This window comes from Pseudohalocynthiibacter aestuariivivens (genome assembly GCF_018457175.1).
Taxonomy (GTDB): domain Bacteria; phylum Pseudomonadota; class Alphaproteobacteria; order Rhodobacterales; family Rhodobacteraceae; genus Pseudohalocynthiibacter; species Pseudohalocynthiibacter aestuariivivens.
In genome coordinates, this window is sequence record NZ_JAGFNU010000006.1 from 79847 (window position 1) to 92709 (window position 12863).

General features: G+C 51.8%; 12 protein-coding genes. 2 read left to right on the forward strand and 10 right to left on the reverse strand.

Going from position 1 to position 12863, the window contains the following annotated elements; genetic code table 11:
- The 6 genes from J4E70_RS10645 to ccoN all read right to left on the reverse strand — a co-directional run bounded on the left by J4E70_RS10645 (position 1) and on the right by ccoN (position 5781).
- Positions 1 to 459: a FixH family protein gene (locus J4E70_RS10645; RefSeq protein WP_213889242.1), complete on the reverse strand. Its 459-nt coding sequence runs from the start codon at positions 457 to 459 to the stop codon at positions 1 to 3.
- Positions 456 to 1883 (reverse strand): cytochrome c oxidase accessory protein CcoG, encoded by a 1428-nt coding sequence (ccoG, locus tag J4E70_RS10650; protein WP_213889243.1) that lies wholly within the window; start codon positions 1881 to 1883, stop codon positions 456 to 458. Before ccoG ends, J4E70_RS10645 begins: the two co-directional genes overlap by 4 nt.
- Before the next feature lie 489 nt (positions 1884 to 2372).
- A complete protein-coding gene (ccoP, locus tag J4E70_RS10655) occupies positions 2373 to 3239 on the reverse strand; it encodes a cytochrome-c oxidase, cbb3-type subunit III (RefSeq protein WP_213889244.1) in 867 nt (288 codons plus the stop codon).
- Positions 3236 to 3436 (reverse strand): cbb3-type cytochrome c oxidase subunit 3, encoded by a 201-nt coding sequence (locus tag J4E70_RS10660; protein WP_213889245.1) that lies wholly within the window; start codon positions 3434 to 3436, stop codon positions 3236 to 3238. The genes ccoP and J4E70_RS10660 overlap by 4 nt, the downstream gene beginning before the upstream one ends.
- Before the next feature lie 9 nt (positions 3437 to 3445).
- The gene (gene ccoO / locus J4E70_RS10665) at positions 3446 to 4171 is read right to left on the reverse strand and encodes a cytochrome-c oxidase, cbb3-type subunit II (RefSeq protein WP_213889246.1); all 726 of its coding nucleotides are present in this window, start codon (positions 4169 to 4171) and stop codon (positions 3446 to 3448) included.
- A gap of 14 nt (positions 4172 to 4185) precedes the next feature.
- A complete protein-coding gene (gene ccoN, locus J4E70_RS10670; protein WP_213889248.1) occupies positions 4186 to 5781 on the reverse strand; it encodes a cytochrome-c oxidase, cbb3-type subunit I in 1596 nt (531 codons plus the stop codon).
- A 201-nt stretch (positions 5782 to 5982) separates the two neighbouring features.
- Between ccoN and J4E70_RS10675 the strand changes: the two genes are divergently transcribed.
- On the forward strand, positions 5983 to 6822 hold the full coding sequence (locus J4E70_RS10675; RefSeq protein WP_213889250.1) for a universal stress protein: 840 nt from the start codon (positions 5983 to 5985) through the stop codon (positions 6820 to 6822).
- 34 nt (positions 6823 to 6856) lie between these two features.
- Here J4E70_RS10675 and fnrL read toward each other — a convergent pair whose 3' ends face one another.
- Positions 6857 to 7603: a transcriptional regulator FnrL gene (gene fnrL, locus J4E70_RS10680; RefSeq protein WP_213889448.1), complete on the reverse strand. Its 747-nt coding sequence runs from the start codon at positions 7601 to 7603 to the stop codon at positions 6857 to 6859.
- Positions 7604 to 7665: 62 nt separating this feature from the next.
- On the opposite strand from fnrL, the gene hemN reads away from it, so the two are divergent.
- The gene (gene hemN, locus J4E70_RS10685; protein WP_213889251.1) at positions 7666 to 9021 is read left to right on the forward strand and encodes an oxygen-independent coproporphyrinogen III oxidase; all 1356 of its coding nucleotides are present in this window, start codon (positions 7666 to 7668) and stop codon (positions 9019 to 9021) included.
- 32 nt (positions 9022 to 9053) lie between these two features.
- On the opposite strand, the gene J4E70_RS10690 is transcribed toward hemN, so the two are convergent.
- Genes J4E70_RS10690 through J4E70_RS10700 form a run of 3 tightly spaced genes read right to left on the reverse strand, consistent with a single transcriptional unit; the run spans position 9054 to position 12858 of the window.
- On the reverse strand, positions 9054 to 10670 hold the full coding sequence (locus J4E70_RS10690) for an ABC transporter ATP-binding protein (RefSeq protein ID WP_213889253.1): 1617 nt from the start codon (positions 10668 to 10670) through the stop codon (positions 9054 to 9056).
- Complete coding sequence (locus J4E70_RS10695) at positions 10667 to 11776, reverse strand: ABC transporter permease (protein WP_213889255.1); 1110 nt, start codon at positions 11774 to 11776, stop codon at positions 10667 to 10669. The genes J4E70_RS10690 and J4E70_RS10695 overlap by 4 nt, the downstream gene beginning before the upstream one ends.
- Positions 11776 to 12858 carry a microcin C ABC transporter permease YejB gene (locus tag J4E70_RS10700; protein ID WP_213889257.1) on the reverse strand — a complete coding sequence of 361 codons (1083 nt, stop codon included), beginning with the start codon at positions 12856 to 12858 and terminating at the stop codon, positions 11776 to 11778. The genes J4E70_RS10695 and J4E70_RS10700 overlap by 1 nt, the downstream gene beginning before the upstream one ends.
- Between the last annotated feature and the right edge of the window lie 5 nt (positions 12859 to 12863).

Genomic DNA, 12863 nt, shown 5'->3' on the forward strand with positions numbered 1-12863 from the left:
CTAACCTCCGACGTATAGAACAATGCGGCGCTGAAACTTTGTGCCGTCCTCGGCAGTCGCAACCAAGCGAAGATTCCAGTTTCCCGGAGCGACATCAACAGGTGCGCGATACACACCGTTTTCGTAAGTGAATTCTGGGTTCATGTCGTCGCGTATATTTGTAGCACGACCAAGAATGGCCTGCAGTTCAGCGATACCGGCCGGGGCTCCAAGATCGTCTAAGATGGTAAGGACCAACTCATTTGCCTCAATTATTGCTGATACGTCCCAGCCCAGTGCATCCTGTGCTGCGCGATCTGCGTCAAAAGTCTGACTTGCGACGTAGCTGTTACCCACTTCTAAACCGGGAAACGTTCGAATGGCGCTGAAGGCCATGAAAACATTAACACCGATGATCACCGCAAAGGCGGCGAACAAAATCGCAAACACCTTGCGCCCTGTCAGTGGTTTAGAGCTCATTGGACTTTCCCATTGAATACAGTATCCGAGTAGGCACGGTCACCATTTGTCATGTCTTCGATCCACAACCTTAAATCTGTGCGTCCCACAGAGGAGGCATCAGACCCCGCCGGTGCAGTGACATAGACCCGTTGCAGCTTTGTATCGTCCGCCGGAACCGTTACAAGCAACTCATCGGCGCCTTCAAGCGAGATTTGTAACACAGAATCCGAGGTAAGCGAAACATGGAACGGCCTGTCGTCACCGTGCTTGTTTCGCAGACGCACATCATAGGTGTTGCGTATCGATCCGTCAGACAAAGTGACAAAAGTTGGGTTGCGCACCGGGGCAACTGTCATGTCGATATCTGACTGAATGAACAAAGCAAAAAGCAAAGCGAACCCAACCGCCGACCAAAGCGAAGTATACATGATTGTGCGGGGGCGGAAGACGTGCTTCCAGACAGAAACAGGTTTGCCGCCTGCCCGCTCTGCTGCTTCGTCCTTAAGCGCCATGTAGTCAATCAATCCACGCGGCTTACCGATTTTTTCCATGATGTCGTCACAAGCATCAATACAAAGCGCGCATGTAATACACTCTAACTGTTGCCCGTCGCGGATATCGATTCCAACCGGGCAAACATTGACGCAAGCCATGCAATCTATGCAGTCACCAAGGTTGTCTGCTTCTGGCCCCTTGCGGTGTTTGCCACGGGGTTCACCACGCCATTCCCTGTATGCAACGACAAGCGTGTCTTCATCCATCATTGCCGCCTGAATACGCGGCCACGGGCACATGTAGATACAAATCTGCTCGCGCATAAAACCGCCGAAAACAAAGGTTGCCAGCGTCAGAACCAAAATTGTGGAGTAAGCGACAGGGTGGGCATTCAAAGTGACCAGATCAGCCAGCAATTGCGGGGCATCTGCGAAGTAAAAAACCCATGCACCACCAGTCGCTACGGCAATCAAAAGCCACGCTGTCCACTTAACAAGAGTGAGGCGAACTTTCCTGGCCGTCCATTTGGAATTCCACAAACGCACCCTTGCGTTGCGATCTCCTTCAATCCAGCGCTCGACCAGAATGAACAAATCGGTCCAGACGGTCTGCGGACATGCATAGCCACACCAGACACGGCCAAGCGCCGAGGTGAACAAAAACAGACCAAGGCCCGCCATGATCAGCAATCCGGCGATAAAGTAAAACTCATGTGGCCAAATCTCGATCCAGAAGAAAAAGAAGCGCCGCCCCGCCAGATCAACCAAAACCGCCTGATCCGGCAGGTTTGGACCACGGTCCCAACGTATCCACGGTGTCAGATAGTAGATTCCCAGCGTAACCGCCATAATCCACCACTTGAAATTACGGAACGGCCCTGAAACACGTTTTGGGAAAACGGGTTCACGTGCCGCATAAAGCGACGGGGGGTTTTCATTGCTGGCCAAGGAATCTCTCCGATCATCCTATTCGCGAAGTCGTTGTCTTTTTACAGGCAGCCTGTGTCATGGCCTTGACCTAGGTCAAACAAATGACGGTTTGAACGAGGCGCAACGCCACAGGCAATGTTCCTCTGATTCTTCTTTTGGATTAAAAATATTATCGGCAAAACCCAGTCAACAGGCCTCCTCCAATCAAAAAGTTGTGCAGCATTGCCGTCAAAGCGCATTCAGCGGCTCTTTCGTTGAGGAAATTAGTGCTCCTAATGACGTCTTTCACACAAAATCTATCTCAACACAATTTGGTTAACACGCACCAACACCAGGAGTCCGACGGTACGGCCAAAGTCGGTGTCGAGGGTAATTCCAAAGAACAAGGTGGAAATCGCGTCTCAATTGGTTAATAAACCGATAAACACCGGCACCCCAGGAAACGCGCGAACAGGACGGGGTGCCGGTGTCATCTCCGGGGGCCATTGGCCTCCGGAAACCTTTTATTTACTCGCCACCACCAAGCTGGTGAACATAAGCTGCAACAGCGCGAACATCCGCGTCGCTCAGCCTGGTGTTCCAGTTTGGCATGACGCCGTAGCGGGAATTCGACACAGTTTCGGTCAACGTGTCCACGTCGCCGCCGTAAAGCCAGATCGCGTCTGTCAGGTTAGGTGCACCCTGTTCACGGTCACCCGTACCTTCATCCATGTGACAGCTTGCACAGTTATCCATGAATACCGTGGCACCAGCCGATGCCAGAGTTGTATCTGCTTCCTGACCAGAAATTGCCATGACGTGGTTTACGACCTGTGCGATTTCCTCTTCGCTCAGGAATTCACCAAAAGCAGGCATTTGCGAGAAACGCGCATCCGGATCAGTTTCATTGCGAATGCCGTGGTTGACGGTGGCGTAAATTGCGTCAATGTCACCACCCCATAGCCAGTCATCATCCAAAAGATTTGGATATCCTTTGGCACCTGCGGCACCAGAGCCGTGGCAGGTTGAACAATTCGTTGCGAAGATTGACCGGCCTGCGTTCGCTGCAAACTGCAACAACTCTGGATCCTCGCTTAAGGCAGTCAGCTCTGTGCCCACAAGTTTGGCTTCAATCCCGGCGTTTGCTGTATCAAACTCCTCGATGTCAGCTGCAACTTCAGCACGTGTCGAATAGCCGAGGACGCCTGGCGTCGCCCCGCTGATCAGCGGCCATGCAGGATATGCAATCACATAACCAATGCCCCAGATAATTGTGAGGTAAAAAGTCCAGAGCCACCACCGCGGCAAAGGATTGTTAAACTCTTCAATACCGTCCCAGCTGTGCCCAGTTGTTTCGATTTCATGCTTTTCAGTTTTTTGTGGTTTTTTGGTCATGTCCGTGCCTCCTTGCGATCTGCGTCACAGTCGCTCGCAGGTTTGTCTTCATGCCGAAAGGGGATGTTTGCAGTGTCCTCGTAGGTCTTCTTGCTGCCTGGGCGAAACACCCAGATGATGCAACCAATGAAGAAGGTAAACATAAATAAAAGCATCCAGCTGTCAGCGAACTCTCGCATAAGGGAATATAAATCCATTGTTCCCTCCTATCGGCTTGCGTCTGGCGTAAAGGTTGAGAAATCAACCAATGTGCCAAGCATCTGTAGATAAGCGATCATGGCATCCATTTCTGAAATCCCGGGTTGCCCATCAAAGTTGCGAACCTGCGCATTTGGATACCGTTCGACCAGTGCATCCCAATCACTGTCTGGATCAGCCTGCGCGGTAAAATCGGCCGACGCATTTTCCAGCATGTCATCAGTGTAAGGCACGCCAACCATCCGGTGCGTTTCCATCAAATCGGTGATGTAGGTTGCATCAACCATCCGATCTTCGAGGAAACCATATTTTGGCATGACAGATTCAGGCACCACGGTCTGTGGATCACGCAGGTGATCAAGATGCCATTCATCAGAGTAACGCCCACCAACCCGCGCCAAGTCTGGCCCGGTCCGTTTGGAACCCCACTGGAACGGGTGATCGTACATCGACTCTGCCGCAAGGCTGTAGTGGCCATAGCGCTCCACCTCATCCCGCATTGGGCGGATCATCTGACTGTGACAGACATAGCAGCCCTCACGGATATAGATGTCACGCCCCGTCAGTTCGAGCGGCGAATAAGGCCGCACACCTTCCACCTCTTCGATCGTGTTTTCGAGGTAGAAAAGAGGTGCGATTTCGACGATACCGCCCACCGTAACTACAAGAAGGCTACAGACCAGCAGAAGCGTTGCGTTCTTTTCCAGAACCTTATGTTTATCAAGAATTGCCATCTCTCCGGCCCTCCCTATTCAGCCGGAGCTGCTGCGGGGGCTTCGGCCTTAGCCTCACCACGTACAACAGTCATCCAGAGGTTATAGCACATGATCAGTGCACCGGCGAGGAACAACACGCCTCCCATGCCGCGAACGACATACATTGGGAACTTCGCGCTAACCGTGTCAGCGAACGAGTTTACAAGGAACCCTTGCGCATCAACTTCGCGCCACATCAGGCCTTCCATGATACCGGTGACCCACATCGACGACGCGTAGAGAACGATACCGATCGTTGCTAGCCAGAAGTGCCAGTTCACCAGTTTCAGTGAGTAAAGGCCAGTCTTGTTCCAGAGTTTCGGAAATAGGAAGTAAAGCGCACCAAAGGTGATCATACCGTTCCAACCAAGAGCGCCGGAATGCACGTGACCAATGGTCCAGTCTGTGTAGTGCGACAAGGAGTTGACCGCACGGATCGACATCATCGGACCCTCAAACGTCGACATGCCGTAAAAACCAATCGACACAACCATCATCCGCAAAATCGGGTCGGTTCGCAGCTTGTCCCAGGCACCTGATAGTGTCATCAGGCCGTTGATCATGCCACCCCAGCTGGGCATCCAGAGAATGATCGAGAACACCATACCCAGCGTGCTCGCCCAGTCGGGAAGCGCGGTGTAATGCAAGTGGTGAGGACCAGCCCAGATATAAAGGAAAATGAGCGCCCAGAAGTGAATGATCGACAGCTTGTAGCTGTAGACAGGACGTTCCGCTTGTTTTGGTACAAAGTAATACATCATACCAAGGAAGCCCGCTGTCAGGAAAAAGCCCACAGCGTTGTGACCATACCACCACTGCGTCATCGCATCCTGCACACCGGCAAAGACCTGCACAGATTTGGACCCGAAAATCGAAACAGGGATCGAAAGGTTATTGACCAGGTGAAGCATCGCAACAGTCACGATAAAGCTTAGCAAGAACCAGTTCGCAACGTAGATATGCTTTTCTTTTCGTTTGAAAAGTGTCCCCATGAAGACCACCAGATACGCGACCCATACGATGGTCAGCCAGATATCCACATGCCATTCAGGCTCTGCATATTCTTTGGATTGGGTCGAACCGAGCAAATAACCGGTTGCCGCCAAAACGATAAACAGCTGATAGCCCCAGAACACGAACCAGGCGAGGTTTCCACCCCATAGCCGTGCTGCCGTTGTACGCTGAACAATGTAAAAGGACGTCGCAATGAGCGCGTTGCCACCAAACGCAAAAATTACTGCCGAGGTATGCAGTGGCCGCAGACGCCCAAAATTTGCATATCCTTCGGCCCAGTCAAAGTTAAGCACCGGAAAGGCAAGCTGGAAGGCAATAAACGTACCGACCAGAAAACCAACAACGCCCCAAAACGCCGTTGCGATAACGCCATAGCGTATTACACCGTCCATATAGCCGGTCTCGACGGTTCTGGGTTCATCCGTTCGCCGAACGGTCCATAAAAACAATCCACCAGATGCTAGCATGACAATAATCGCATGCACCTGATAGGCTAAATCACGTGCGTAGTTAGCGGCGATTGCGGCCAAAAGCGCAATAACCCCCAATACGATCAGCTTAAAATAGTCCCACATTAAAGCGTCCCTTCGTCTTTCCCTGCGGCGACTCGTTGGTCGCGCGGGCTCATTTTGACTGTTCGGGGTATGAATGGCCATGGCAGAAACTGCTTTGATCCATGTCAATTTTGACGCGGCTTTCGTTTGATCGATATCAAAGCCGGGTAAAATTATCGTCGATAGGGTTTTTTTAGATCGAATTCAGAAAGGGCGAAACCAATGGCCTACAAATCTTTGCTTACAATCGCGACCGATATTGAGATTTGCGAACCACCGCTACAACATGCAATCGCAATGGCAAGAATGGGCGAAGCGCATTTAGATGTGCAGTGTATCGGCGTTGATCGCACGCAAACAGGTTACTACTATGCGGGTGCAAACGCGATGGTGCTTCAGCAAACACTTCAGCAAGCGCAACAAGACGCCGAAGATCTGGAAGAAAAAATACGCGCCCGACTTAAAAACGAAGATATCAACTGGTCTTGCGAATCTGGCGTGGCACAACTGACCGGCCTTAACCGGCTGATCGCCCACCGTGCCCGTTTTTCCGATCTTGTGATCTTACCCAAGCCTTATGGCGAAAATCGCAAACAAGAACTCGAGGCCGTCGTCGAATCAGCTATGTTCGAAGGCCACGCGCCGGTCATGGTGGTGCCAGATGACATTGACGGTACAACAACCCCGAAAAGAATTATTATCGCCTGGAATGAAAGTGCCGAAGCGTTGGCGGCAATACGTGCGGCTCTTCCCCTTCTTAAAAATGCCGATCTTGTAAATGTTGCCGTGATCGACCCGCCCACCCATGGTCCGGATCGATCTGACCCTGGTGGAGCGCTTTCGCAAATGCTGGCACGTCACGGGGTTAAAGCGGAAATATCAGTACTTGCGAAAACCATGCCTCGGGTTGCGGATGTTCTGGTACGTCACGTGCGCGACCTGAATGCCGATTTACTTGTCATGGGTGCCTATGGCCATTCGCGCTTCCGTGAGGCAATTCTTGGAGGGGCGACACGAAACATGCTTGAATTGGCAGAAGTGCCGGTCTTGCTGGCGCATTAACTTCGGCTCAGGTGACAAAGCTCTTTTCAGGAAATCAGAACAGCATACCGCCGTCTGAATCATCCCCGGTTTCATCCTGCAAACGCTGGAAATCGGGGACGGTGACGTGACGTTTTCCTTCCAGCATGATGACGCCATCTTTCCGCAATGCCGAGATTTGACGGCTTACCGTTTCAAGCGTTAGTCCAAGGTAGTTTGCCATTGCTTCGCGCGTCAGCGGCAAATCAAAAACCCGAACGTCTGAATCCGCCGATACGTTCAGTGACGCTTCGCGTCGCGCAATAATCATCAACAGGCTGGCAATTTTTTCGCGTGCTGTTTTACGACCAAGCAACAACATCCATTCGCGCGCAGCGTCCAATTCGTCCAGCGTCATCTCGAGCAAGCGTTGCGCAATATGTGGCGTTGCCTGCATCATTTCTTCAAATGGTTTTTTGCGAAAGCAACACATCATCAGATTTGTCGTGGCGGTCACATCATAGGGCGCAACATTCCGTCCGGGGCGGCCAACAAAGTCAGAGGGTAAAAGCAACCCAACCATCTGAGTGCGCCCATCTTCCATAGTCTGCGTCAAAGCCGCAATTCCAGTAACAACAGATGCGACAAAATCCATCTGATCCCCGGACCAGACTACAGTTTGTCCAGCCTCGTAGCTTCGATAATATTTGATCTTTTCTAGCAGCTCTAGCTCGTTCGTTTCGCAACGCGCACAAACAGCGCGATGCCGTATCGGGCAATCGCTGCAGTCTTTAAAACCAATTTTAGCGTCTTGAAGGGTCATAAGCCTGGAAAATTTGATCTGTGTCAAAGAGACATCTGCCTCTTAAACATAACGCTAGGCGAATGACAGTGATTTCGCAACTCGCGCAATACGGTCTTTTTGACTCGCGCGTGCCCCGTTATACGAGCTACCCAACCGCTCCTCATTTTTCTGATGCGGTTGATGGGTCTATTTTCAAAGGGTTTCTAAACGAAATCGCTAATGAAACTGACGTCTCTCTTTACGTTCATGTGCCATTTTGTCGCCGCTTGTGCTGGTTCTGTGCCTGTCGCACACAAGGCACACAAACCGATTCTCCGGTGCGTGCCTATCTGGATGTCCTGAAACAGGAACTGGCGATTCTCAAAGCAGAGTTACCCGATAACCTGCATCTTTCGCGACTGCACTGGGGCGGTGGAACACCCACGCTGCTTGCTCCTGACATGATGACGGAATTAGCCGAAGCAATTTTTGATGTCATTCCAATGGGAAACGACGCTGAATTTTCCGTTGAGATTGACCCAAACGAGATTGACGCGCCGCGCCTAGAAGCCCTGGCTGCGGCTGGGATGAACCGAGCCTCGATTGGCGTGCAGGATTTCGACGCTGAAATCCAGCAGGTGATCGGGCGCGAACAAAGTTACGAGATCACGCGAGACGCCATTGAAGCGATACGCGGTCACGGTGTCAAAAGCCTGAACGCAGACATTCTCTATGGCTTGCCGCACCAAACCAACAGACGTATTGCGGACTCTGTACAAAAGCTGCTTTCGCTTTCACCTGACAGGGTTTCTCTTTACGGCTACGCACATGTGCCATGGATGGCAAAACGCCAACAGATGATCCCATCTGATGCGCTGCCGACCCCTGAAGAACGGCTTGCTTTATTCGAAACTGCCCGGCACTTGTTTCTGTGGGATGATTATCGGGAAATCGGGATCGATCACTTTGCAAGACCCGATGATGGCCTTGCCGTTGCCCAGACCGAAGGCAGGCTTAAGCGCAATTTCCAAGGCTACACCGATGATCGTGCAGATGTATTGATAGGCGTTGGCGCCTCATCAATTTCTCGCTTCCCGCAAGGCTATGCACAAAACGCTCCAGCGACCTCGGCGCATACTAAAGCAATTCGTGAAGGTCAGTTTTCAACGGTACGCGGCCACGTCTTTAGCGCCGATGATCGGCTTCGCAGCCGGTTGATTGAAGCTTTGATGTGTGACTTTCATATCGATACCGCAGAGATACTGGAAAACTTCGACATAACTCCAAAGCAACTAAACACGTTGTTCAACGCTGCAGCAGCAGATTTTGACGACATGGTCCGCGTTTCGAGTTCAGGCTTTACGATTTCGGAAACTGCCCGGCCTCTCACGCGAATGATCGCTCGTGCTTTTGATGCGTACGAACTGTCGAAGGCGGGGCACAGCTCTGCTGTTTAAAAAGTCAGGCGTATAACGTCCGAAGCATTCGTTTAAGTCGCGCCGTATTCTTGCGCAGCAACCTTCAGGTCAAAGGCAGCTGCCATCAATGCACGGGTATAATCGGTCTGTGGGCTATCAAATACCTGATCACGATCCCCATATTCGACAACGTCACCCTCTTTCATAACGATCACCTTGTGGCTCATCGCGCGCACGACTTTCAGATCGTGGCTGATGAACAGGTACGCCAGCCCGTACTTGCGCTGCAACTCCCTGAGGAGCCCGACAATCTGCACCTGAACAGTCATATCTAGGGCCGACGTCGGCTCATCCAGCACAACCAGCTTGGGGCGCAGGATCATAGCCCGGGCAATGGCAATGCGCTGTCTCTGGCCACCTGAAAATTCATGCGGGTATCGGTCCATCGTAGAGGGGTCCAGACCGACTTCGGTCATAATCTCGGCCACCAGTTCACGCGTATCACGGCCATCGGGCGCACCGTGAACGCTTAATCCTTCGGCAATAATTTGCATCGCGGACATGCGCGGCGAAAGTGACCCATAAGGGTCCTGAAACACGATCTGCATATAGCGCCGCAATCCGCGAAGCGCTTTGCCTTTTGTGCCGGAAATGTTGTCGCCGAAGAAAACAACCGTTCCTTCAGAACGGATCAATCGCATGATACCGAGCGCGAGCGTGGTTTTGCCCGACCCGCTCTCGCCAACGATACCAAGCGTTTCGCCCTGTCTCACGGAAATTGTGGCCGAATTTACTGCCTTGATATGACCAACCGTTCGACGCAGCAATCCGCGATGGATTGGGAACCAAATCCGCAAATTGTCAGTACGCACGACTTCTTCTGCGTCTTCGGGTACTGGGTCAGGCTCACCAGTTTGTTCCGCTCCGAGCAGCATCTGTGTGTACGGGTGCTGCGGATTGTTAAACAGCCCTTCTGTAAGGCCCTCTTCGACGATGCGGCCTTTCTGCATAACGTAAACCCGATCCGCGATCTTGCGAACAACGGCCAGATCATGCGTGATAAATAGTAGACTCATATTTTCGGCGCGTTTCAGTTCTGCAAGCAGTACAAGGATTTGCGCTTGGATGGTCACGTCCAGCGCTGTCGTCGGTTCATCTGCGATCAACAACTCCGGTCCATTTGCAAGTGCCATCGCGATCATCACGCGTTGCCTTTGCCCACCTGACAACTGGTGCGGATAAGATGTCAGTCGGGTTTCCGGGTCACGAATGCCGACTTTGATCAGCAATTCAATAATTCGTTTTCTTACAGCGTCCCCGGACAAGCCCTGATGTAACTGAATGCTTTCTGCCAATTGTTTTTCAAGCGTGTGCAGCGGGTTCAGCGATGTCATAGGTTCCTGGAAAATAAAACTGATATCATTCCCGCGAACTCTGCGCAGATCTGCCTCTGGCGCGCCAATCATCTCTGTACCTAAATATGTAACGGAACCAGTGACCCGGGCGCTGTCTGGCAGCAGCGACACGGTTGAAAGCGCCGACACGGATTTACCAGAACCGGATTCCCCCACGATCGCAACGGTCTCGCCCAGACCGACGGTGAAGGATACATCAGTAACCGCAGGAACAACCTTACCATCCTGACTGAAACCAACGCTCAGGTCTTTGACGTCCAGCACCGTCTTCATTGAAAGGTCTTTCTTGGATCAAACGCATCACGCACGCCTTCGAAAATGAAGACAAGCAAGGACAGCATTATGGCGTAGACAAAAAATGCGGTGAACCCGAGCCACGGCGCCTGCAGGTTTTGTTTTGCCTGAAGGGTCAGTTCGCCTAGCGATGGAGCGGATGAGGGCAACCCGAAACCAAGGAAGTCCAGAGTCGCGAGCATGCCTATGGTGCCCGTTATAATAAAAGGCAGCAGTGTAAGCGTTGCCACCATTGCGTTCGGCAGCATGTGACGGAACATGATAACGCGGTTTGACACACCCAGCGCCCGGGCAGCGCGCACATATTCAAAGTTTCGCGCTCGCAAAAACTCTGCCCTTACAACACCCACCAAAGCAGGCCATCCGAATAGAATGGATATCGCGACAAGTATCCAGAAACTTCGACCCAAAATAGCGAACAGGATAATGATCACATAAATCGACGGCATCGCCCCCCAAATTTCAAGCATTCGTTGAAAGATCAGATCAACCCAGCCGCCAAAGAAGCCCTGCAAAGCTCCCGCCGTGATCCCAAGGATTGAAGCAACACTGGTCACGATCAGTGTATAAAGGATCGACAAACGGAAGCCGTATATCACCCGCGACAGTACATCGCGTTTTGTATCATCGGTGCCGAGGTAATTGTTATTGTCGGGTGGTGACGGCGCAACGCCGGGAATGTCGACGATTGTAGTGTAGGAGTATGGGATCACGGGCCAGATGACCCAACCCTTTTCAATCTCTTCACCGTCGACAACGCCGTCTTTCGCGTCGTCGATAATCGCTTCCGGATCGTCCCAGCAGGTTTCAAGCCCACCAGAGACAATCAGGCATTCCACCTCGATGTCGCGGTAAACAGCCTCGGTCGGCAGATCGCCGCCAAATTCTGTTTCCGTATAGAAATTGTGCACTGGCACAAACCACTCGCCCCGGTAGCTCACCAACAAGGGCTTCTCGTTGGCGATATATTCAGCAAAAAGAGACACGCCGAACAGAATGGTGAAAATGATAAGTGACCAATAGGCGCGCTGGTTCCGCCGAAAATTACGCCAGCGACGCTGGTTAAGGGGGGAGAGCCGCGCCATCAGACGCTCCTCGATTCGAAATCAATCCTGGGATCGACAAAGACATACATCAGGTCAGACAGGATACCGACCAAAAGCCCCATAAGTCCAAAGACATAGAGCGTGCCGAACATAACCGGATAGTCGCGCGCTACAGCGGCTTCAAAGCCAAGCCGACCCAAACCATCGAGCGAGAAAAGCGTTTCGATTATCAGTGATCCACCAAAGAACACCCCTATGAAAAGCGACGGAAACCCGGCAATTACGATCAGCATCGCATTGCGAAACACGTGGCCATAAAGCACCTTGTTCTCGCTAAGCCCTTTGGCTTTGGCTGTGATGACATATTGCTTTTTGATCTCATCCAGAAACGAGTTCTTCGTGAGCAGGGTCAGGGTCGCAAAAGAAGAAATCGTCATAGCAACGACAGGCAGCGTTATGTGCCAGAAGTAGTCGAGTACTTTTCCGATCATGCTGAGATCGTCCCAATTGTCTGAAACGAGGCCTCGAAGTGGGAAAATCTTCCAATATGACCCGCCCGAAAACAGAACCAGCAGCAAGATTGCAAACAGAAAGCCCGGAATGGCGTAGGCGATGATGATGGTGCCAGACGTCCACGTATCAAACCTGCTACCATCGCGTACCGCTTTGCGAATGCCAAGCGGAATAGAAATGAGATAGGCGATCAGTGTTGACCAAAGGCCAAGTGTGATCGACACGGGCATTTTCTCGATCACCAGATCAATCACACCGACAGACCTGAAATAGCTTTCGCCAAAATCAAAGCGTAAATAGTCCCACATCATTTTAAAAAAACGTTCAAGCGGCGGTTTATCAAAACCAAACTGACGTTCAAGCTCTTCAATGAACTCCGGCGGCAAGCCACGTGCACCAAGATAGCGTTCGTCCCCTCCAACAGCGTTGGCGCCAGCGTCGGCCCCTCCAGCGATTGTTTCAAAAGCATCACCGCTGCCCTCTAGCTGAGCTAGAATTTGCTCAATCGGCCCACCTGGAACAAATTGGATCAGGGCAAAATTCACCACCATAATTCCGATAAGTGTCGGAATGATCAGCAGTAATCGCCGTAGGATATAGGCACCCATCGTCC